The sequence below is a fragment of the Polaromonas sp. P1_G2 genome, assembly GCF_056405515.1.
This window is the reverse complement of the sequence record NZ_JBFUBY010000036.1, coordinates 1-21,371: the sequence shown is the minus strand read 5'-3', so window position 1 is coordinate 21,371 and position 21,371 is coordinate 1. Positions and strand designations below refer to the sequence as shown.

Sequence of the window (21,371 nt, the reverse complement as noted above, 5' to 3'; positions counted from 1 at the left end):
CGCCTGAACCGAGCACCGCAGGTTGCCCGTAGCGCAGCGAAGGGACGCAGCAACCAGGGTCGCCTTTTCTTTTGCTTAMTTTTCTTTTGGCGAAGCAAAAGAAAAGTGAGTAGCCGCCGGGCTACCCCCGGCCAGCAGAACCAAGCAAAGAGAACAGAGGAAGCGCGGACAGCCGGCGCAAGACCCGAGCTATTTCACAGCATCCCTAAGCCGAGCAAAAACCTTCCAGAACGCCGCCTCCTGCGTGGTCGCGAAATTGATCCGCATCAGCGTGCTGGGCGCCCGCACCGCATGGAACAGCGCCCCCGGGGCGATCAGGTAACCCTCATCGAGCATGCGTTGCGACAGCGCGTCGGTGTCGACGCCGGTATCCACCCAGCCGAACAGGCCGGCGGGCTCTGCCGCGAAGGTGCAGCCGTGGGCGATGGCCAATTTGACGCTGCGGGCGCGTGCGGCATCCAGCCGGGTGCGTATGCGTTCGGCGTGGCGCCGCAGCTGGCCCTGGTCTATGCACCAGGCCAGCGCCTTTTCGAGCAGGGCCGGTGTCGTCAGCGTGGCCAGCAGCTTGGTGTCGAGCAGGCGCTCGACCAAGTCGGGCGGCGCGGCCATGAAGCCGACGCGCCAGCCGGGCGCGAGAATCTTGGCGAAACCGCTGACGTAAATCGTGCGCTGCAAACCGTCGAGCGAACACAGCCGGGTGGCGTGTTCGGGCGCCAGGTGGCTGTAGGTGTCGTCTTCGACGATGTGGAAGTTGTGCTGCATCGCCAGCTGCAGCACGCGGTGGGCACTGCCCGGCGTGAGGCAGTAGCCGGTGGGGTTGTGGAACACGCTGACACTGACAAACAGCTTGGGCTGGTGGATTTCACAGTACTGCGCCATCACCTCCAGGTCGGGCCCGTCGGCGCGGCGCGGCACCGGCAGGATGCGCATGCCCAGCGCGTCCAGCCGGGCGAATTCCACGGCCCAGCCGGGCTCTTCGACCATCACGCAGTCGCCGGCGCGCAGCAGGGTGCGGCTCACGATGTCCAGCGCATGCGTGGCGCCGACCGTGGTGATGATCTGCTCGGGCACGGCATGCACATTGAGCGCGCTCAGTTTCTGCGACAGCGCGCGGCGCAGGCCGCTGTCGCCCATGGGCTCGCCGTACTGCAGCGAAAAGTCCCGCAGCGCGCTGACGCTGGTGACCTTGCGCACGGCCGTCGGCATGAAGCTGGTTTCCAGCCAGTCGGACGGGAACACGCCCATGCCGGGCTGGGGCTTGTTGCTGACCTTGTGGAACATGCCGCGTATCAGCGCGGTCGCGTCGACCGGCGCCTGGCGCGTGTGCATCCAGCCGGCGGTGCTCCAGGCGCTCAGCGGCGCCAGGCTGGCCGCGGCACCGGCGGCCGCCGGCGCCGCCCCCGGCTTTCCGGCCTGCGTCACCGCCGGGGCCTGGAAGGTCGGTGCCAGCGCCGCGTTGAGTGAGGCATCGCGCACAAAAAATCCGCGGTTCTTGCGCGCCACCACCAGGCCCTGCGCCAGCAGCTGGTCATACGCGGCCACCACGGTGGACACGCTCACACCCTGTTGCTCGGCGCACAGGCGCACCGAGGGCAGGCGCGCGCCGGGCGCCAGCAGGCGGCTGCGGATGCGCTCGGCAAAGCGCGCCGAAAGCTGTTCGGTCAGGGAGAGCGAGGCGGTTTTCATCAACATGGTGTGAACCTTGTGGCTCCTGGGGCGGAGCGTGTGTGCTGACAATTTGACCAATACAGTTTTGGAATTTGTACCGATAACTGTATTGGTGGTGTATTGCTTTCAACTATAAAGTCTGAAACATGAACTGGCAAGAATTTACGGCTTTACTSGTGCTGGCCACGGCGATGAGCTTTTCGCCGGGGCCCAACACCACGCTGTCCACCGCGCTGGGCGCCAACCACGGTTTGCGCCGCGCGCTGCCTTTTGTCTGCGCCGTGCCGGTCGGCTGGGGCGCGCTGCTGCTGGTGTGCGCGCTGGGTCTGGGCGCGCTGGTGCTGGCGGTGCCGTTGCTGAGCTGGGCCGTCAAGGTCGTCGGTGTGGCCTATTTGCTGTGGCTGGCCTTCAAGGTCTCGCAGTCGCGCCAGCTCAGCGAGGCCGACGCGTCCCGGCTGAACGTCACCTTCTGGCAGGGCGCTGCCCTGCAGTTCGTCAATATCAAGGCCTGGATGCTGGCGCTGGCCATCGTCAGCGGCTGGATCGCCGGCCGCGAAGCGCCCGGCATGCGCCTGGCCATCGTGCTGCCCGTGATGCTGGCCTATGCCTTTGTCAGCAACCTGGCCTATGCCCTCGCGGGCTCACTGCTGCGCGAATGGCTCACCGGCCCGGCCGGCAGCGGCCTGCGGCTGCGCTGGTTCAATTACGTGATGGCGGCCGTGCTGGTAGCCACCGCCGTCTGGATGCTCTTTATATGAGCCCGAACACACAAATCACCAAAGGCCTCTGGTTCGGCCTGCTGGGCATCGTGATTTTCTCGGTCACGCTGCCGATGACGCGGCTGGCCGTGGGCACGCCCGAGGCGCCGCAGATGTCGGGCGTCTTCATCGCGCTGGGCCGCGCCGTGGTGGCCGCGGCACTGTCGGCTGTCTTCCTGCTGGCCACGCGCGCGCCTTTTCCGCGGCGCGAGGACTGGTGGCCGCTGGCCGCCACCGCGGGCGGCGTGGTCTTCGGTTTTCCGCTGTTCACCTCCATCGCCATGCGCCATGTGGAGGCCATGCATGCGAGCGTGATCATCGGCACCTTGCCGCTGGCCACCGCGGCCGTCGGTGCGCTGCTGCACCGCCAGCGCCCTTCCACCGGCTTCTGGCTGTGCGCCGCCCTGGGCAGCGCGCTGGTGGTGGCCTTTGCCATGCTGCGCTCGGGCAGCGGCAGCCTGTCCATCAGCCCGGCCGACCTGTTGCTGCTGGCCGCCGTGCTGTGCGCCGCCGTCGGTTACGGCTATGGCGCCAGGCTCTCGCAGCGCATGCGGGCCGAGCACGTGATCTGCTGGGCGCTGCTGCTGGCCCTGCCGCTGACCTTGCCGCTGGCCGCCTCCAGCTGGCCCGCCGGGCCCATCAAGGCCGCCGCATGGTGGGGATTCGGCTATGTCGCGGTGTTCTCGATGTGGCTGGGTTTTTTCGCCTGGTATCGCGGCCTGGCGCTGGGCGGCACGGTGCGCGTGAGCCAGGTGCAACTGGTGCAGCCGTTTTTGTCCATGCTGTTCGCGGTGCCGCTGCTGGGCGAGCGCCTGGACGCCGTGACCGTGGGCTTCGGCCTGGCGGTGATCGCCACCGTGTTCATCGGCAAAAAAATGCCGGTGCACCAGCCGGCCGCCATGCCCCCCTCTTTGCTGCACCCGAGGAAGACCTGATGTACTGCGCCGCCTTTATTTTCGAACCCGGCACCTATGACGAACGCTTCCACGCGCTGGACGCGCTGATCGAGGAAGCCGCCCACGCCACGCCCGGCTACCTGGGCGCGGAAACCTGGCGCTCGCCCGACGGCACGCGCAGCAACGCGACCTATTTCTGGGACAACCAGGAGGCGCTGCGCGCCTTCTCGGCCCACCCGAAACACCTGGAAGCCAAACGCCAGTACACCCAGTGGTACAAAGGCTTTCACATCGTCATCTCGCAGGTGCTGCGTTCCTACGGCGACGGCACCATCGCCCACATCACGCCCAACGAACGCGCGCGCAAGGCGGGGCAGGCCGCATGAACATCCACAACATCCCTTTCGGCACCACGGACTGGTCCGCCGTGGCCCGCACCGAACATTCAGCCCTGGAAGGAAAGGCTTTCTGGCGCACCCAGCAGTTCGGCGACGTGCGCGTGCGCATGGTCGAGTACACGCCGGGTTATGTGTCCGACCACTGGTGCAAAAAAGGCCACATCCTGCTGTGCCTGCAGGGGCAGTTGCACACCGAGCTCGAAGACGGCCGGCGCTTCACGCTGGAGCCCGGCATGAGCTACCAGGTCGCCGACCAGGCCGAAGCACACCGCTCCACCGCGCCGCTGGGCGCCACCCTGTTTGTGGTGGATTGAGCCCATGGACGTCACACCCGAAACACCCGAACAGACACGCCGGCGGCTGTCGCGCGCGATGGCGCATGCGCGCGCCGACGTGCTGCCGGGCGACTACACCTTTGCCGAATTTCCCGTGGCGGAGTTTCCGGCGCATCTCGCGTCACTGGCCGGCGGCGCGCTGGCCCTGGTGCGCGACGAGGCGGTATGGAGCGCACTGCTGCCCGCGCCGGCGCCCACACAACCGGAAGACCGCTATGCCGTCGTCTGTTTTCATTTCGCGCCCGGCATTCCCAACAGCGGTTTTGTCGGCTGGCTGGCCAGTGAATTCAAGCGTGAGCTGGGCACAGGTGTCTTTGTCGTCTGCGGCCACAACGCGTCCGACGGCGGCGTGTTCGACTATTGGGGAATCCCCCGCGGCGTGGCCGGACGGGCGATAGAGCTTATCCGCGCCATGCAGTCCGCCGGAGCGGCCGCATGAACGGTACTTTGCGCGGAACGGCCAAGGTGAGATCATCGTCACACCCATGCCATCGCGCCGGTGCGCCGCACCGCGTTGAAAGCGATGCAAGAGATTTTTGACCAGGGTTGTTTGACGGCCCGCAAGGAGGAGAGTGAAATGGAATGGACTCAAGCGCAACGCGCCAAAAAAATGAACCCTTCGGTGATCCGCGAGATCCTCAAGGTCACCGAAAAGCCAGGCATCATCAGTTTTGCCGGCGGCCTGCCCTCGCCCAAGACCTTTCCGGTCGCGGCTTTCCGTGCAGCCTGCGACAAGGTGCTGCGCGAGGACGGCCATGCCGCGCTGCAGTACGCGGCCAGCGAAGGTTATGCGCCGCTGCGCGAGATGGTGGCCGCCATGCTTCCCTGGGAGGTCGATCCGGCGCAGGTGCTGATCACCACCGGCTCGCAGCAGGGCCTGGACCTGATCGCCAAGATCCTGATAGACGCCGGCAGCCGCGTGCTGGTCGAAACCCCCACCTACCTGGGCGCGCTGCAGGCCTTCACGCCCATGGAGCCCGAGGTCGTGGGCGTGGCCAGCGATGACGAGGGTGTGGATATCAAGGACCTGGCGAGCAAGGCCGCAGGCGCGCGCTTCTTCTACGTGCTGCCCAATTTCCAGAACCCGACCGGCCGCACCATGAGCGAAGCGCGCCGCGCCGCGCTGAGCGCCGAGGCCGCGCGCCTGGGCCTGCCCATCGTCGAGGACAACCCCTACGGCGACCTGTGGTTCGACACGCCGCCGCCGCTGCCGCTCACCGCGCGCAATCCCGAAGGCTGCGTCTACATGGGCTCCTTCTCCAAGATCCTGGCGCCCGGCCTGCGCCTGGGCTTCCTGGTCGCGCCCAAGGCGCTGTACCCCAAGCTGCTGCAGGCCAAACAGGCCGCCGACCTGCACACGCCGGGCTTCAACCAGCGCATGGTGGTCGAGACCATGAAAAACAATTTCCTGGAGCGCCACGTTCCGACCATACGCGCGCTCTACAAATCGCAGCGCGACGCCATGCTGGCCGCGATGCGGCGCGACATGCCCGAGGGCGTGAGCTGGAACACGCCGGCCGGCGGCATGTTTTTGTGGGTGCGCCTGCCAGAAGGCATGAACGCCATCGACCTGCTGCCCAAGGCCGTGGAGCGCAACGTGGCCTTTGTGCCCGGCTGGGCGTTCTACGCCGACCATGCCGACGCCCGCACCCTGCGCCTGTCCTTTGTGACGTCGAGCGTCGAGCAGATCAACATCGGCATCGCCGCGCTGGCCGCGGCCATACGCGAGCAGCTGCCCACGGGCGTGCCCGAACTGCGCGCGGCGGCATGATGGACACCGGCACGCTGTCGCTGTTTGTGCTGGCGGTTCTGGCGCTGTTCGCCTCGCCCGGCCCCAACATGGCCTTTGTGCTCTCGCACGGGCTGGCACATGGCGTGCGCGGCGGCTTCGCGGCCGCCCTCGGCATCTCGGCGGCCGACCTGGTGCACACGCTGTGCGCCGCGACGGGCGTGACCGCGCTGGTCGCGGCCTGGCCGCCCTCCTTCGATGTGCTGCGTTACGCCGGTGCGGTGTATTTGTTGTGGCTGGCATGGAAGGCGCTACGGCCGGCCGGCGCGCGCCGTGATGCCGAGGCCGTTCCCGCCGGTTTTGCGCGCATCGTGCGCATGGCTTTGTTGAACAACCTGGTGAACCCGAAGGCGCTGCTGTTTTTCATGGTTTTCCTGCCGCAGTTTGTGAACCCGGCACGCGGCCATGTCACGCTGCAATTGCTGGTGCTGGGCGTCCTGCTGTCGGCGATGGCGCTGGCCTTCAATACCGTGCTGGGCGCCTTCAGCGGGCAGATAGGCCGCCGCCTGCAGGCGCGCCCCGGCGCCGCAAAATTCCAGCGCGGCCTGCTGGCCTTTGTCATGGCAGGGCTCGCACTGCGGCTGCTGTTTCTCGACCGACCTTCCAAAGGAATCTGACATGCTTCATCTCTGGGGGCGCATCAGCTCCATCAATGTCCGCAAAGTGGTGTGGGCCGCGCAGGAACTGGGCCTGACCCTGCAGCGCACCGACGCCGGCGGCCAATTCGGCATCGTCAAGGAGCTTGAGTACCAGCGCAAGAACCCGAATGCGCTGGTGCCCTTGCTCGAAGACGGTGAGGCCCTGGTCTGGGAATCCAACGTCATCGTGCGCTACCTGTGCGCCAAATACTCGCTGGGCGACTTTTATCCCGCAACGCTGCCACAGCGCTTTGCCGCCGAACAGTGGATGGACTGGCAGCAGACCACCTTCAACCCGGCGGGCCGCGCCGCCTTCATCCAGTGGATACGCACGCCGGCGGAACAGCGCAACCCGGCGCTGATCGCGCAGTCCGTGGCCGCCACTGAGCCGCTGCTGGCCCTGCTCGATGCGCACCTGGCCGAGCACGCATTCATCGGCGGCGAACACTTCGGCATGGCCGACATCCCGCTGGGCTGCGAAATGCACCGCTGGTTCGGCCTGCCGCAGCCGCGGCCCGCGCGGCCCCACCTGGACCGCTGGTACCAGGCCTTGCTGGCGCGGCCCGCGGCGCGCGGTGTGCTGGACCTGCCTTTGTCATAAATCCTGAAACCATTCCTGAAAAACTGAGAGCCCCATGAAGCAGCGCGCATTCAAGCAAGTCGACGTATTCACCTCCACCCCTTACTACGGCAACCCCCTGGCCGTGGTGATGGACGGCAGCGGCCTGGACGATGCCGCGATGCAGCGCTTTGCCAAATGGACCAACCTGTCCGAAACGACTTTCCTGCTGCCGCCCACGGACGCCGCGGCCGACTACCGCGTGCGCATTTTCACGCCGGGCGGCGAGCTGCCTTTCGCCGGCCATCCCACGCTGGGCAGCTGCCACAGCTGGCTGGAAGCCGGCGGGCAGCCGCGTTCCAAAGACTTCATCGTGCAGGAATGCAAGGTCGGCCTGGTGAAAATTCGCCGCGAACCGGGCACCCGGCGCCTGGCCTTTGCCGCGCCGGCGCTCAAGCGCTCGGCGCCCAGCCCCACGGTGCTGGCCCAGGTGGCGGCCGCGCTGGGACTCAAGGCCAACCAGGTCCTGGCCGCGCAATGCCTGGACAACGGCCCGCTCTGGCTGGGCCTGCTGCTGGACAGCCCCGAGACCGTGCTGAGCCTGGCGCCCGACCACAAGGCGCTGGTCAAGCTGGGCATCAAGGTCGGTGCCGTCGCGCGCTACCCGCATGAAGACGCGGCGCCGCTGATCGCACGCGCCAACCGCGAGGCCAAGGCCTTCGCCCAGGCGCCGGCTGCCTCCGCCGCCTTTGCGCCCGACTTTGAAGTACGCGCCTTTGCCGCGCCCATAGGCGTCGATGAAGACCCGGTGACCGGCAGCCTCAACGCCAGCCTGGCGCAGTGGATGATCGCCGAGGGCCATGCGCCCGAACGCTATACCGCCTCGCAAGGCGTGTGCCTGGGCCGCGCGGGCCAGGTGCACATCGAACGCGACGCCGAAGGCCAGGTCTGGGTCGGCGGTGAGTCGGTGAGCTGCGTGGATGGAAGCGTCACGCTCTGAGCGATGGAACACACAGCACACTCCGCGCCAATGGCCTCACAGGTCGACCACCTCGTGGTGGTGGCGGCCAGCCTGGAGCAGGGCGTGCAGTGGTGTGAGCGCGTGCTGGGCATCACGCCCGGCCCGGGCGGTGAGCATGGGCTGATGGGCACGCACAACCGGTTGTTCACGGTGGCCTCCCCGGCCTTCCCCCGCGCCTATTTCGAAATCATCGCGGTCAACCCGGGAACACCAAACCCGCGCGTGGCACCGGCCAGGCGCTGGTATGACCTCGACGACCGCGAACTGCAGCTGCGGCTGGCCAAAACCGGGCCGCAGCTGGCACATTTCGTGGCCTCGACGCCCCGTGTGAGCGCGGCCGTGCGCGCGCTTGGCCGGCTGGGACTTGACCGCGGTGAAGTGCTCGATGTCTCGCGCATGACGCCGCAAGGCCTGCTGGCCTGGAAGATCACCGTACGCGAAGACGGGCAGCGGCTGTTCTACGGGGCGCTGCCCACGCTGATCCAGTGGGGCGACGCCCATCCGGCCGACGGCATGGCGCCCTCGGGCGTCACGCTGCAATCACTGCACGCGAGCCACCCGCGCCCCGACGCGCTGCGGGGGGGCTATGAAGCCCTGGGCCTGGCGGGCGTGGGCCTGGCGCAGGGACCGCCCAACCTCATCGCCACGCTGCAAACACCGCGCGGCCTCGTCACGCTGGAATCCAAAGGAGCCTGAAATGTTCAACACCGTCGAACTCGCCTGGTTTGCCCTCGCCGCCCTGGTGCTGGTGCTTACGCCCGGGCCCAACATGATTTATTGCATCTCGCGCACGCTGTGCCAGGGCCGCGGCGCCGGCATGGTGTCGCTCAGCGGCGTGGCACTGGGTTTTGTGGTGCACCTGCTGGCCGCCTCCTTCGGGCTCACGGCGCTGCTGCTGGCCGTTCCGCTGGCCTTCGACGCGATCAAGGTGGCGGGTGCGGCCTACCTGCTGTGGATGGCCTGGCAGGCCGTCAAGCCGGGCGGCCTCGCACCCTTTGAAACCCGTGAACTGCCGAACGACCCGCCGCGCACGCTGTTCCTCATGGGCTTTATGACCAACCTGCTGAACCCCAAGGTGGCAATGTTCTACCTCTCCTTCTTCCCGCAGTTCCTGCATCCCGAGCGTGGCAACCTGCTGCTGCAAAGCCTGACGCTGGGCGCGGTGCAGATCAGCGTGAGCACCGGCGTGAACACGATTTTGATCTGCTTCGCCGCGGCCATCGCCGGCTTCCTGAACCGCAACATCAGCTGGATGCGTGTGCAGCGATACGTCATGGGCACGGTGCTGGGCCTGCTGGCGCTGCGCCTGCTGACGGAAAAACGGGCGGCCGCATGAGCGCGGTGCTGGAACGCGCGCCGGGGCTGGAAAACGCCGGTAACAACATGCTGCCTTCGCTGCGGGAAATTGAAGACGCGGCCCGCGTCGTCTACCGCGAGTTCCAGGCCACGCCGCAATACCGCTGGGGTTTGTCCAGCCAGCGCCTGGGCACCGACTGCTGGATCAAACACGAGAATCACACGCCGGTCGGCGCCTTCAAGCTGCGCGGCGGGCTCACCTACTTTGACGGACTCAGGCAGCGCGGCGAGATGCCGGCCGAAGTCATCAGCGCCACGCGCGGCAACCACGGCCAGAGCATAGGCTGGGCGGCGCGCGCGCACGGTGTGCCCTGCTCCATCGTGGTTCCGCATGGCAACTCGCTTGAGAAAAATGCCGCCATGCGCGCGCTGGGTGTCACATTGATCGAGCATGGCGACGACTTCCAGGAAAGCCGCGAATTCGCCATCGCTCTGGCCGCCGAACGCGGCGCCCATATGGTGCCCAGCTTTCATCCCGGCCTGCTGCGCGGTGTCAGCACCTACTGGTGGGAGTTCATGCTGGCGGTGCCGCAGCTTGACGTGGTTTACGTGCCCATAGGCCAGGGCTCGGGCGCCTGTTCGGCGATTGCCGCCAAGCTGGCGCTGGGCCGCACACTGCGCATTGTCGGCGTGGTCAGCGCGCACGCCACCGCCTACGCCGACTCGCTGGCGGCGGGGCGCGTCGTCGAGGCGCCGGTCACCACACAGCTGGCCGACGGCATGGCCTGCCGTGTCGCCGATCCGGCCGCGCTCGAGATCCTGCTGCCGCACCTGGACCACATCGTGAAGGTGACCGATGCTGAAGTGGCCCAGGCCATGCGCGACCTGTATGCCGACACCCACAACGTGGCCGAGGGCGCGGGCGCGGCCGGTTTTGCCGCGGCCATGCAGGAGCGAAACCAGCTCAAGGGCCTGGTCGTAGGCACCACGCTCAGCGGTGGCAACGTGGACACCGCTACTGTCGCCAAAGTGCTAACGGGAAGCTGACCGGTCACACGCGGGACTGGGCACTCGACCCGGGGTGGCCACAATTTGCCCATGGGAACCCTCTACCTCGTGCGCCACGGCCAGGCCTCGTTTGGCGAAGACGATTACGACGTGCTCAGCCCCATGGGGCGCCAACAAAGCGTGCGCCTGGGGGAATACTTCAAGTACAAGGGCATCAGCTTTGACGCGGCTTTCACCGGCACGCTGCAGCGCCAGATCAATACCTTTTCCGGCATCTGTGAAGGCATGGGCATCACGATGGAGGCTGCCCAGCGTCCCGGCTTGAATGAATATGACAGCCATGCGGTGATAGGCGCGATCCACCCGCACAAGCTCGAAAAACCCACGACGCCCGAGGAGTACCGCGGCCACTTCCGCCTGCTGCGCGACGGCCTGGCGCAGTGGATGGCCGGCGTGGTCAGCCCCAGGGGCATGCCCGGCTACACGGAATTTGTGTGTGGCATCACGGATGTGCTGGACCACATCCGCGGAACTTATACCGGCAACGTGCTGCTGGTCTCCAGCGGCGGGCCTATCTCGACGGCTGTTGGCCACGTGCTGGGCACCAGCCCGGAAACCACGATAGAGCTGAACCTGCGCATACGCAACTGCTCACTCACCGAATTCGCCTTCACGCCCAAGCGCCACATGCTGGTGACCTACAACACCCTGCCGCACCTGGATGCGCCAGAGCACGCGAGCTGGATCACCTACGCCTGAAGCACATTTGCCGCAAGTGGCCGCGTGGTGTTTTTACCATTGCCGGGATCACGGCAAGCAAAGATACTTTGCGGCACCATGAGCGCCGCCCCTATTCCCAGCCCCGCCAGTCTCCCCAGCCTAGCCAGCCTCATCATCGAAGGCATATACCTTCATGCCGCCACGGCCGAGGCGCTGGCCGCGGCCAGCTATGGCTTCCTGGTGCAACTGGAGCGGCTGGGCCTGCAGGACGCCGTGGAAACCGGGGAACTGGCGGCGGGTGAGCGCGCCGGCGTGGTGCGGCGTTTCCGCCTTTCAGCCGGCCTGGCCGCGCAATGGGCGCCCGGCCTGGACACCCTGGGCCTGGCAGGCAAGCTGCAGCTTGACACCCTGAACAGCACGGACGACCTGGAGCGTGAAATCCTGCTGGCCATGCTGTTAAGCCCCATCGCCTTCGAGTTTCCCAGCCACGAGGAACTGGCCTCGGCGCTGCGCGTGCGCCGCAACATCGTGCTGGCCGCGCGCAAGACGGCGCTCGAATTTCACACCACCGAAGTCAACCGGCCCGAGGACTGCTGGACTTACTCCGAGGACGACGGCTTCACCGTGCGGCCCGGCCATGCGCTGATTCCGGCCCTGCAAAAAGCCACCCAGCCCGAGGCCTCCGGCAAGCTGTATTCTTTTTCCTGCTACCGCGCAACCGAGTACGTGATCCTGCTGGCCATCGCACAGGAACTTGAAAGCTGCAACCCGCCGCTGCTGGCCGGCCTGCAGCAGCGCTGGGAACGGCGCGCCATCATGTCGGGAAAATTCCACGACGTGTTCCTGCGCGAGTACGGTTCGATGGAGCGGCCTTTGCCGCCCAAATACTATGTGCCCGGCGACCGCCTGTGGTTCCGCAACCCCGATGAACATTCGTCCGACGTCTCGGGTTATGAAGGTTCATGGGTGTTCTACATCGGCAACGGGCTGTTCACCAACTTCTGGAAGCGCGAGCAGCCCTACACGCTGACGGCCAAGTGCCTGGAGCTGTTTCACTGGCGCCATGCGACCTACACCGACGCAGCCGGCGAGCTGCGCATCAACGAAAACATCGTCGAAGCCGGCGTCAAGGCCTCCAGTGCCGACCCGGCCGAGATGGCTCGTATCCTGGAGCTGATGCTGCGCATGCGCGAACCCAAGGGCGTATACCAGTCGGGCGGCTGCATAGACACCTCGCGCGAATACCCGCGCTGGGTGTGCCCAGGCACGGCCGACATGGTGTTGCCGCCCGTTTGAAAACCTGCGCTATTTGGCGCCGCTGACGCGCCAGACGGCGTTGCCGACGTCGTCGGCCACCAGCAAGGCGCCGCGCTTGTCCATCGCCACGCCCACAGGCCGTCCGTAGGCATGGCCCTCCGGGCTCAGGAAGCCGGTCAGCACGTCAAGCGGCAGGCCGGAAGGCAAGCCATTCAGGAAGGGCACAAACACCACCTTGTAGCCGCTGTGCGGCACGCGGTTCCACGAGCCGTGCTCGCCGACAAACACACCCGTCGCCAGTGCGGGCGGCAGCGTCTTGCCTTCCGAGAACACCATGCCCAGCGGCGCCACGTGCGAGCCCAGCGCATAGTCCGGCGGCACGGCCTTGGCCACCAGGTCCGGCCGCGCAGGCCTCACGCGGTCGTCCACGTTGCTGCCGTAGTAGCTGTAGGGCCAGCCGTAGAACACGCCATCGCGCACCGAGGTCAGGTAGTCGGGCACCAGGTCGCTGCCGATCTCATCGCGCTCGTTGACCACCGTCCACAGCGCGCCGGTCTCCGGCGCCCATCCCATGCCGTTGGGGTTGCGCAGGCCGGAAGCGAACACGCGATGCTGGCCGGTTTTGGCATCCACCTCCCAGATGGCGGCGCGGCCGGCTTCGGCCTCCATGCCGCGCTCGCCGACGTTGCTGTTGGAGCCCACGGTCACATAAAGCTTGCTGCCGTCGGCGTTGGCGATGATGTTCTTGGTCCAGTGGTGGTTGATGGGGCCGGCCGGCAGGTCCACCAGCTTCACGGGCGCCGCGGTGATGCTGGTCTGGCCCGGCTGGTAGGGAAAACGCACCACGGCATCGGTGTTGGCCACGTAAAAATCGTTGCCGACCAGCACCATGCCGAAGGGCGAGTTGAGGTTTTCCAGGAAGACGCTGCGGCTTTCGGCCTTGCCGTCGCCGTCTGTATCGCGCAGCAAGGTAATGCGGTTGGCCGTGGGGGTGCCGGCGCCGGCCCGGCCCATGATTTTTTTCATGAACCAGCCCTTGATGCCCTTGCCGTCTTCGGGCTTGGGCGGCGCATTGCTTTCGGCCACCAGCACGTCGCCGTTGGGCAGCACATAGACCCAGCGCGGGTGCTCCAGGCCGGTGGCCAGCGCCGTCACGCCCAGGCCGGCCATGGGTGTGGGCATCTGGCCCTCGGGCCAGCCCTTGGCCGGCGCGATGTTCACGGTGGGAATCAAACTCTTTTTGGGCGAAGGCAGCGTGGGGTTGGAACCCATGCCGGCTTCGGGCGGCAACAGGGCGGTGTCGCCGCAGGCCACCAGGCCGCCGACGATGGCGGCGCACAGCACGGGTGCAAGCCATGGCTTGACGGAAAAATGGGGGGCGCGCATAGATTCTCCCTGGTACCGCGCCGCATCAGCACGGCGCCCCGTCCAGTGTGCGCGCCGGGCGCCGGCCGCGCTGTCAGCCGGCCCCACGGGGCTTTGTCAGCGCCGGTCCCGCCTCAGCCCGGCAACAGCGGCAGGTCTGCCTTCTTCAGCGTGCGCAGCACAAAGCTGGACTTGCTGTGGCGTATGCCCTTGATCTTGTAGAGCCGCTCGCGCAGCAGGCGCTCGTAGTCCTTGGTGTCGTGCACCGCGATGCGCAGCAGGTAGTCGTACTCGCCGGACACCAGGTAAGCCTCAATGACTTCGGGGATCGCGGCCAGCGTTTCGCCGAATTTCTCCAGTGTGTTGTCGGAATGGCTGTCCAGCGTGACCTGCACCATCACTGTGTCGCCCAGGCCCAGCGCCTGCGCGTTGAGGCGCACCGTGTAGCCCTCGATCACGCCGGCTTCCTCCATCTTCTTGATGCGGCCCCAGCAGGGCGAGGGACTCAGGCCCACGGCCTGGCCTATGTCCTGCAGGCTGGTGCGCGCATCGGCCTGCAAAACCTGAAGGATTTTCCGGTCTAAAGTGTCCATCCGGCTAATTTATCTGATTTTTGAGAATTTGCAGATTTTTTATCTGTATCTGGCAAATTCAGCAGCAAATCAAGCAAATTCTTCGGCTGCACCCGGGCGATACTTCTTTCATGGCAACGGGCTTACCGGTCCGCCCGCCAAGACACAGCCTCCAGCAAGTTACCGCTCGCTGGGGGCTTTGATTTTTTGGGGTGCTGGCTGCCGAAGCCGTGCTCAGGCGCTACCCACAGCGCACTGCAGCCGCAGCTCCAGGCAAACCCCGTTCTCCAGGTTGTGCGCGGTGATGGTGCCGCCCATTTTGGCCATATAGGTTTTGGCGACAAACAGGCCCTGGCCGCGCTGGCCCGGCGCGCCGCCTTCGGCATCAGGCAGGCCGGACACGCCGTATTCAAAGATCTTGTCCAGCATGCCGGCTTCTATTTGAGGGCCCAGGTTGCTGATGGCGATCACCGCCTCGGGCGCGGTGCCTTCCTGCGCCTGAAGGGACAGCGTGATGCGGATCAGGCTGCCGGGCAGGCGGTAGCGCTCGGCATTGCGCAGCACGTGCGAGACCACGTCTTCCAGCGAATACTCATCGGCGCGCACCGTCACGGGCTGGGCCAGGGGCTCAAAGGCCACGCCGGGAATGCCGGCCGCCGCGGCGTTGCGCGCCACGTGGCGCAGGAATTCGTTGGCGTCCAGCGTCTGCACGTTGAGTGCGGTGGACTCGAAGGCCTCGCTGGGCGAAGCGCTGCCGTAGAGCACGCGCACGGCCTGCTGCATGCGGCTGATGTAGCGGTGCGCCGGGTCGTCCACGCTGCCGTGCAGCACCATCAGCGACTGCAGCGGCGACATGATTTCATGGCCGACCGCATGCCAGGTGTCTTTTTCCTGGGCCACGCGGATCTGCTCGCGGCGCACGTCCTCGTTCACGCGCTGCAGCAGGTCCTGCAGGCCGCCGGCCAGCACGCCCAGCTCGTCGCCGCCGCGCAGGTCGGCCAGGTCGACCGCCGCCAGGCTGTCGCTGGCGCGCACGCCCTTGGACACCGTGGCGGCGCGGCGGGTCAGTTCGGTGATACGGCGGATGATGCGCAGCTCGATGGCCAGCCAGGTCAGGAAGATGGCCAGCAGCATGCCGCCGACAAACCAGGACACGCGCGTGGCCACGGCTGTGAGGGCCTTGTTGACGCTGCGGATGTCGCCGGTCAGCGTGAGTTCGTAGCGACCCAGCGGCGTGCTGATGATGTCGGTGCTGTTGACGGGCGCGTCATAACCCTCGACCTGCAGCCGGCGTATCAGCCAGGCGATCAGCGGCGAGGAACGCTCCGTGGCTTCCGCGCCGGACAGCGCCACGACGTCGGCGCCGGCGCCGGCGGCGCCCAGCTTGCGTATGCGCAGCTTTTCGCCGGGCAGCAGCAAGGGCGTCAGCTCGGACCACGAGAAAGGCGCGGTCGCGCCTGGCGCGTTGCTGTCGAACAGGGGCTTGCCCTCGCCAGGGGCCAGCATCTCGACCTGCACCTTGATCTGGTCCAGGTCCGCGGGCGGCCAGACAATGCCCGCCGGGCCTTTGGCAAACAGCGCCTCGCGGAACAGCTCCACCGGCAGGCGCACGCTGACGAAGGCACGCCGGGCGCAATCCGGGCCGGCGGCCGCGCCGTCCACGCAGCGGCCGTCTTGCCAGAGCCAGCCGCGGAAATCGCGCACCGGCCGGCTGGCGGGTGTGATGGGGCCGTCGTCGGCAAAGCCCACCAGGCGGCCCCGGGTGTTGGCGAAGGGCGAGGCGTTGCGGCCTTCATCCGTGGCCTGCATCGCCTGGAAGGGCGCGATCCAGCGGTAATGCTGCCCGCGCATGTCCACCGTGATGCGGGCACGGTGCGCCTGGCTCAAGTCCAGCGTGCCCGAGGTGTGCGACACCAGCGGCCCGCTGTTGAAGCTGCCCACGGCGTAGAGAAAGCCGCCGGCAAAGGGATTGTTGCCGACCGCCACGCACATCGAGGCCGCATCGGGGTATTGCACCAGGCAGCCGGCCATTTCCACCGCCTGCTGGGCCTTGTTGCGGTCGTCGAAATCGAGGGCCGAAAACGGCAGCACCAGCGGGCGCAGCGGCGTCACCGCATGGTCGTAGGCCGTGGGATTGAGCAGCACCAGCTGGCCGGTGGGGTGGCGCAGCTTGGCCGCGATCTGCGCCTGGTTCTTGCGAAAACCGTCCTGGTAGTTGCGGTAGCTGCGCTCTTTTTCATCCTGCAGCACGGCGACGGCCAGCGCGATGGTGGCCAGCCCCAGCAGGAAAAAAGCGCCGCGAAAGAAAACCCGCAGGCCGAAGGGCACGCGCGCCGGCAGCAGGCGCTCCACGCCCAGGCGGGTGGGCAGCTTCACGCCTGGCCCTTGCCGCGCGCAGCCTCGGCCGCTTCGGCCCAGCGAAAGCCGCGCATGGGGACGTTCTCGATGCCGTCGAACGTTGTGTCGATTTCCTTGAAGGCGTCGCGTATGGTGCTGACGTGCTTGCGGATGTTGTCGCGGTTGCGCCCGCTTTTCACCACCAGGTACAGGTCCTCGTAGCTGACCACCTCGCCGCGCCGCGCGTGCAGCGCCGCCAGGATGCGCTGCGCCGTCAGCGGCAGGTTCACGCGCTGGCCGCGCCAGATGGCGGTGTTCTGGCGCAATGGGTCAAGTTGCAGTTCCTGGTTGTTGCCCGCGGGTGCCTTGCCCGCGGGTTTTGTTTTGGCGCTGCGCAGGATGTCCAGGAAGGTCTCGATGAAGTCGGCTTCCTCGAAGGTGGTTTTTTGCAGGTAGTCCCAGGCGTCCAGGGCTTTCATGATGCTGCGGTAAATGGCCGCCGGCATGGCCGAGACCACCAGCACCGGCGTGCCCTGCCGCTGCTTGTTGATGGCGTTGATGATGGCCACGCCGGCGTGGCGTTCGCGCCCCAGTTCGATGTCCAGCACCACCGCGTCATAGCCTTCGCGGGCGATGGCGGCTTCGGCGTCGTCGCGGTTGAACCACTGGTCGACCTGTATGCCCGGCCTGGCCGATTCAATCCAGCCCTTGAGCTGCCTGCTCATGGGCAGGTCGTCTTCAATTACGGCAATTTTGGTCATGGGGTGTGCGGTAGGGGTTGGCTTCATTATGGGCGCGGGCCGCGCCCGGCCGTGTGAGTGTTTCTTCCGTTGGCGGACGATTGCCGCCCGCCGCAGCGCGCAAAGACACCGCGTGGCCTCATTGAATGCTCCGGGCCCGCTCCGAACAATGGAGGCCAGAGAGAACACAGCCCGTGCCTCTCGCCAAACCATCGGAGGAGCCCACCATGAATTTACGTTTCACCCGCATCGCCTTGCGCCTGCGCGCCATCTTTTCCAGGGGAGTGCACGGCACTCGCCGTATCGCCGCGACGGGCGTGCAGCGCGCCGCCGGGGCCGGCGGCTTGATGATCGCCACCGCCGTGGCGGCCGGAGCCGGTTACCTGCTGTGGGTGCACCCGCCCATGGAGTCGGTGGCGCGCGGCGACGTGGCGATACGTACCAACCAGCTGACCGGCGGCGTCGATGAGTTCCGCGAAGGTTCGCTGCTGGTGCTGCCCGGCCTGCACGAAGTGCGCACCTTCTCGCTGCGCGACCAGGTCTACCGCCCCGAAGGCAGCAGCCGGGCCGATGGCCCCTCGCCCTTCCAGTCGGTCGAAGGCATGTCGCTGGGCGTGGACCTCACGGTGCGCTATGCGCTGGACCCGGCCAAGGTCAACGCGCTGTCGAAAAACCTGCCCGACGACATCGCCGGCCAGATCGTGCAGCCCGCCGTGCAGGGCGTGATCTACAAAATCTTCACCCGCTACACCGTGCGGGAAATCTTCTCGAGCAAACGCGCCGAGATCCAGCAGCTCATCGAAGCCGAACTCAAACCCAAGCTGGCGGCCGACGGCATCCTGCTGCGCACGGTGCAGATGGGCAAGGTCGACCTGCCCGCGGACTACCGCCACGGGATGGACAATCTGCTGGCCGAGGAGCTGGCGACGGAAAAAATGCGCTACACACTGGCCCTGAAGGAAAAGCGCGTCAAGGAAACCGAACTGGACGCGATGGCCGAAAAAGTGCGCCGCGAAACCAATGCCCAAGCGGCTGCCAGCGAACAGGTGATCGCCGCCAAAGCACAGGAAGAAGCCATGAAACACGTGCTGCCCTTCAAGCAAAAGCAAATCGAGCAGCGCCAGCTCGAGGCCGAAGCCGACAAGCAGTCGCGCATCCGCACCGCCGAAGGCAGTGCACAGGCCAGGCGCATCGAGGCCTCGGGCGAGGCGGATTCGCGCCAGAAGCTGGCCGACGCCGAAGCCTACCGGCTGGACCGCGTGGGCAAGATCAACAGCGAGCAGATGGCGCGTGAAGGCGTGCTGATCACGCGGCACCCGCTGCTAATCCAGAAAACCATGGCCGACAAGCTCAGCGACAAGATCACCGTGATCATCGCCCCGCCCTCCACCAGCGGCGGTTTTGTGGGCGCGGGCCTGCTGGGCAGCGCGCCCAAGGCCGGCCGCACCGTGGCGCAGGCTACGCACGGCGCCGAAACGCAAGACGACAAAGAAGAGGCCGAATAATGATCACCACCGCACTCCTGACTTTGGCCATCGTGACGCAGGACCAGGCCACCCTGCGCGCCGCGCCGCGCGATTCAGCCGCGCAGCAGGCGGCGCTGTGGCAGGGCGACGCGCTCGAGATCCGCGGCCGGCGCATGGACTACCTGCAGGTCTACGACCACAGGCGAGAACGCGCGGGTTTCATCCACGTCAGCCAGGTGCGCACCGTCTCGCTGCAACCCGAAGACGCGCCGCAGCTGCTGTCGGTGGTGCGCTTCCTGCGCGAAAGCCCGGGCGCCGAAGCCCTGGGCATTGCCTACACCGCCGCTTACCTCAAGGCCGCGCCGGCCGAGGCCATAGGCGCCGAAGCCTTCGACGCGCTGGGCACCATGGCCGAGCGCCTGGCGCGCCGCGCCTCCATCAAACACGGCAAGGCCACCAGCGACGTGATCTCCGCGCACGTGGAAGTGGCGTCTTTTTACGGCGTGGGCTTCAAGGGCTATGAGCAGGGCGGCAGCATGCAGCTTTGCTACAACGGCGAGGCCTTTCGCCGCGTGCTGGCCCTGCCGTCGGACGCGGAGCAGCGCACCCGCGCCGCGCTGGCCGTGACCCGCCCCGACTGCATGAGCCCCGACCTGCATCCGCAGGAACGCCTGGTGCAGGACCAGTGGCGCGCCGAGGTGCTGGACAAAATCAGCGCCGCGCAGTTCGCGCAGCTGTCCGAAGTCAGCAAAAACCGCTTGCACCTGCGCCGCGCGGGCGTGTTTGCCAGCCTGGCATTCGAGCAGGCGCGCCGCGCCGAAGCGCCCACGGCAGCCGCCCAGCGTGCCCTCGCGGAACTCGCCGCGGTGAACAAGCTGGAACTGACCGACAACGACCGCCAGGACTACAACGACGCGGCGATCCGGGTGGGTGCCTCGCGCTGGGCTGCCGAAACCGCGCTGCCCCGCTTCGCGAAACTGACCCTGGCCACCGAGACCGGCCAGGCCGGCGAAACCTGCGTGGCGCTGTATGAAAACAAGGCCGACGGCAAATCCGGCAAGGAGGCCGTGGCCAAACGCTGCACCTACGGCATCGTCTGGGCGGCTTCCGCCAGCGCGCATCCCGACGGCCAGGCGCTGGCGCTTGCAGTGCAGCCGCTGGACGCCTGGCGTGAGCTGTGGGTGTTCCGCAAAAGCGCCGGGCAGTGGACGATTGAAGTGCTGCCGCCCGCGAGCAACGGCCCCGAACTCGGTTATGTGGAATTCGCCGGCTGGGTGCGCGGCGCGCCGCAACTGCTGCTGGCCCGCGAGACCCGGATCGCCGGGCGCCTGCGCCGCAGTTTCGAAGTGGCGCGCCTGGACACCCTGACGGCTGAGAAACAGGCCGGCGATCCCGGTACGCTGGCCGCGTTTCGCTGGCAGGACGCCGCGTGGAAGCGCCAGACGGTGATCCTGCGCTAGAAACTGTTTTAGAAGGCTGTTTTGTCGCTCAAGGTGTCGGCCGGCAGCTGGTCGATTTCCACCAGCAGCCGTGCCAGGCTACGGCCCGCCGCGCCCAGCAGTGCCCGGCCCTTGTCGGCGGTGGCGGCAGCGGCATTGCCAACCGCGCCGTGGGGGTTGTAATCCTGCATCTGCCAGGCCAGCTTGGAGCTGCGGCCGTCGCCCAGGAGGCTGAATTTTTCGGCGCGGTCCTGCGAGGTCGAATGAAAGTTCTGCGCCTTCGCCATGTCGACCTGCTCCGGCTTGAGCGCCAACATCATGGAAGTTTCGATCTCGCCCGCATGGATGCCGAAGCGGTGTTCCGTGGCGCTGAACAAATCGTTCACCGGCTTGCCGTCTTCACCCATGAGCGGCAGGTTGAACCAGTTCACGCTGTAGACCAGCATGCCCAGCCGCGCCCGCAAGTCGCGCGCCACGACGTCGAGCAGGCCGACCTGGCCGCCGTGCGAATTGAGCAACACCAGCTTTTTGACACCCGTCTGCGCGACCGATTCGGCCAGCTCGGTCCAAAGCCGTATCACCGTTTCGGCTTTGAGCGTGAGCGTGCCGGCAAAGCGCGTGTGCTCGGGGCTGAAACCCACGGCCTGCGTGGGCAAAAACAGAACCGGCTGCGCGGCCGGCAGGTGCGGCAAGGCGGCTTCGATCACGCCCTCGACCAGCGTCGCATCCACATTGAGCGGSAGGTGCGGGCCGTGCTGCTCTGTGGCCGCCACCGGCAGTACTGCTATGCAGCGGGCCAGGTCCAGCTTGGCGAAGTCCGGGGTTTTGAGGGTGGACCAGTGGCGGGGAGGGGTTGGGGTGGGCATGGGGTGTATTTTGGGGTATTTGCGCGATGGCGGATGAGGCTCTTTCTTATTAGCTTCCTCTGAGTTCTTTGCTGAGGGCGGTTGGCCGGGGGTTGCCCGGCGGCAACTTACTTTTCTTTTGCTTCGCCAAAAGAAAAGTAAGCAAAAGAAAAGGCGACCCTGGTTGCTGCGTCCCTTCGCTTCGCTACGGGCAACCTGCGGTGCTCGGTTCAGGCGGGGTCTCGCTAAACTTCTCGCTAAACT

At 66.7% G+C, this 21,371-nt stretch carries 22 protein-coding genes; 16 read left to right on the top strand and 6 right to left on the bottom strand.

Annotated features, from left to right (window positions below; all coding sequences use genetic code 11):
• Nucleotides 1-189: 189 nt before the first annotated feature.
• Nucleotides 190-1,692: an aminotransferase-like domain-containing protein gene (locus AC1D0P_RS05995; protein ID WP_477675874.1), complete on the bottom strand. Its 1,503-nt coding sequence runs from the start codon at nt 1,690-1,692 to the stop codon at nt 190-192.
• Between the two features lie 122 nt (nt 1,693-1,814).
• Between AC1D0P_RS05995 and AC1D0P_RS05990 the strand changes: the two genes are divergently transcribed.
• The 14 genes from AC1D0P_RS05990 to AC1D0P_RS05925 all read left to right on the top strand — a co-directional run bounded on the left by AC1D0P_RS05990 (nt 1,815) and on the right by AC1D0P_RS05925 (nt 12,382).
• The gene (locus AC1D0P_RS05990) at nt 1,815-2,426 is read left to right on the top strand and encodes a LysE family translocator (protein WP_477675873.1); all 612 of its coding nucleotides are present in this window, start codon (nt 1,815-1,817) and stop codon (nt 2,424-2,426) included.
• On the top strand, nt 2,423-3,361 hold the full coding sequence (locus AC1D0P_RS05985) for a DMT family transporter (protein WP_477675872.1): 939 nt from the start codon (nt 2,423-2,425) through the stop codon (nt 3,359-3,361). The genes AC1D0P_RS05990 and AC1D0P_RS05985 overlap by 4 nt, the downstream gene beginning before the upstream one ends.
• Nucleotides 3,361-3,708 (top strand): antibiotic biosynthesis monooxygenase family protein, encoded by a 348-nt coding sequence (locus AC1D0P_RS05980; protein WP_477675871.1) that lies wholly within the window; start codon nt 3,361-3,363, stop codon nt 3,706-3,708. Before AC1D0P_RS05985 ends, AC1D0P_RS05980 begins: the two co-directional genes overlap by 1 nt.
• A complete protein-coding gene (locus AC1D0P_RS05975) occupies nt 3,705-4,034 on the top strand; it encodes a DHCW motif cupin fold protein (protein ID WP_477675870.1) in 330 nt (109 codons plus the stop codon). The genes AC1D0P_RS05980 and AC1D0P_RS05975 overlap by 4 nt, the downstream gene beginning before the upstream one ends.
• Before the next feature lie 4 nt (nt 4,035-4,038).
• Complete coding sequence (locus AC1D0P_RS05970) at nt 4,039-4,494, top strand: DUF6196 family protein (RefSeq protein WP_477675869.1); 456 nt, start codon at nt 4,039-4,041, stop codon at nt 4,492-4,494.
• A 138-nt stretch (nt 4,495-4,632) separates the two neighbouring features.
• Nucleotides 4,633-5,826 (top strand): aminotransferase-like domain-containing protein, encoded by a 1,194-nt coding sequence (locus AC1D0P_RS05965; protein ID WP_477675868.1) that lies wholly within the window; start codon nt 4,633-4,635, stop codon nt 5,824-5,826.
• Nucleotides 5,823-6,461, top strand: coding sequence for a LysE family translocator (locus AC1D0P_RS05960; RefSeq protein ID WP_477675867.1), 639 nt, complete (start codon nt 5,823-5,825; stop codon nt 6,459-6,461). Before AC1D0P_RS05965 ends, AC1D0P_RS05960 begins: the two co-directional genes overlap by 4 nt.
• A 1-nt stretch (nt 6,462) precedes the next feature.
• Nucleotides 6,463-7,083, top strand: coding sequence for a glutathione S-transferase (locus tag AC1D0P_RS05955; protein ID WP_477675866.1), 621 nt, complete (start codon nt 6,463-6,465; stop codon nt 7,081-7,083).
• Between the two features lie 34 nt (nt 7,084-7,117).
• A complete protein-coding gene (locus AC1D0P_RS05950; RefSeq protein ID WP_477675865.1) occupies nt 7,118-8,041 on the top strand; it encodes a PhzF family phenazine biosynthesis protein in 924 nt (307 codons plus the stop codon).
• A 30-nt stretch (nt 8,042-8,071) separates the two neighbouring features.
• Nucleotides 8,072-8,758, top strand: a complete 687-nt coding sequence (locus tag AC1D0P_RS05945; RefSeq protein ID WP_477675864.1) for a VOC family protein — start codon at nt 8,072-8,074, stop codon at nt 8,756-8,758.
• 1 nt (nt 8,759) lies between these two features.
• Nucleotides 8,760-9,398 carry a LysE family translocator gene (locus AC1D0P_RS05940; RefSeq protein WP_477675863.1) on the top strand — a complete coding sequence of 213 codons (639 nt, stop codon included), beginning with the start codon at nt 8,760-8,762 and terminating at the stop codon, nt 9,396-9,398.
• Complete coding sequence (locus tag AC1D0P_RS05935) at nt 9,395-10,405, top strand: threonine dehydratase (protein ID WP_477675862.1); 1,011 nt, start codon at nt 9,395-9,397, stop codon at nt 10,403-10,405. The genes AC1D0P_RS05940 and AC1D0P_RS05935 overlap by 4 nt, the downstream gene beginning before the upstream one ends.
• Before the next feature lie 51 nt (nt 10,406-10,456).
• Nucleotides 10,457-11,125 (top strand): histidine phosphatase family protein, encoded by a 669-nt coding sequence (locus AC1D0P_RS05930; protein ID WP_477675861.1) that lies wholly within the window; start codon nt 10,457-10,459, stop codon nt 11,123-11,125.
• A gap of 78 nt (nt 11,126-11,203) precedes the next feature.
• On the top strand, nt 11,204-12,382 hold the full coding sequence (locus tag AC1D0P_RS05925; RefSeq protein WP_477675860.1) for a hypothetical protein: 1,179 nt from the start codon (nt 11,204-11,206) through the stop codon (nt 12,380-12,382).
• Between the two features lie 9 nt (nt 12,383-12,391).
• Here the strand turns inward: AC1D0P_RS05925 and AC1D0P_RS05920 are convergent, their stop codons facing one another.
• From AC1D0P_RS05920 to AC1D0P_RS05905, 4 genes are all read right to left on the bottom strand, one after another.
• Nucleotides 12,392-13,729 carry a PQQ-dependent sugar dehydrogenase gene (locus AC1D0P_RS05920; RefSeq protein WP_477675859.1) on the bottom strand — a complete coding sequence of 446 codons (1,338 nt, stop codon included), beginning with the start codon at nt 13,727-13,729 and terminating at the stop codon, nt 12,392-12,394.
• A gap of 113 nt (nt 13,730-13,842) precedes the next feature.
• Entirely contained in the window at nt 13,843-14,301 is a 459-nt protein-coding gene (locus AC1D0P_RS05915) for an Lrp/AsnC family transcriptional regulator (protein WP_092132085.1), read from the bottom strand.
• A 213-nt stretch (nt 14,302-14,514) separates the two neighbouring features.
• Nucleotides 14,515-16,656 (bottom strand): sensor histidine kinase, encoded by a 2,142-nt coding sequence (locus AC1D0P_RS05910; protein ID WP_477675858.1) that lies wholly within the window; start codon nt 16,654-16,656, stop codon nt 14,515-14,517.
• Nucleotides 16,653-17,378: a response regulator transcription factor gene (locus tag AC1D0P_RS05905; RefSeq protein WP_477675857.1), complete on the bottom strand. Its 726-nt coding sequence runs from the start codon at nt 17,376-17,378 to the stop codon at nt 16,653-16,655. The genes AC1D0P_RS05910 and AC1D0P_RS05905 overlap by 4 nt, the downstream gene beginning before the upstream one ends.
• Before the next feature lie 206 nt (nt 17,379-17,584).
• On the opposite strand from AC1D0P_RS05905, the gene AC1D0P_RS05900 reads away from it, so the two are divergent.
• Together AC1D0P_RS05900 and AC1D0P_RS05895 are read left to right on the top strand one after the other, a co-directional pair.
• Nucleotides 17,585-18,862: an SPFH domain-containing protein gene (locus tag AC1D0P_RS05900; protein WP_477675856.1), complete on the top strand. Its 1,278-nt coding sequence runs from the start codon at nt 17,585-17,587 to the stop codon at nt 18,860-18,862.
• The gene (locus AC1D0P_RS05895) at nt 18,862-20,283 is read left to right on the top strand and encodes a hypothetical protein (RefSeq protein WP_477675855.1); all 1,422 of its coding nucleotides are present in this window, start codon (nt 18,862-18,864) and stop codon (nt 20,281-20,283) included. The genes AC1D0P_RS05900 and AC1D0P_RS05895 overlap by 1 nt, the downstream gene beginning before the upstream one ends.
• Before the next feature lie 8 nt (nt 20,284-20,291).
• Here AC1D0P_RS05895 and AC1D0P_RS05890 read toward each other — a convergent pair whose 3' ends face one another.
• Complete coding sequence (locus AC1D0P_RS05890) at nt 20,292-21,128, bottom strand: creatininase family protein (protein ID WP_477675854.1); 837 nt, start codon at nt 21,126-21,128, stop codon at nt 20,292-20,294.
• Nucleotides 21,129-21,371: the final 243 nt, after the last annotated feature.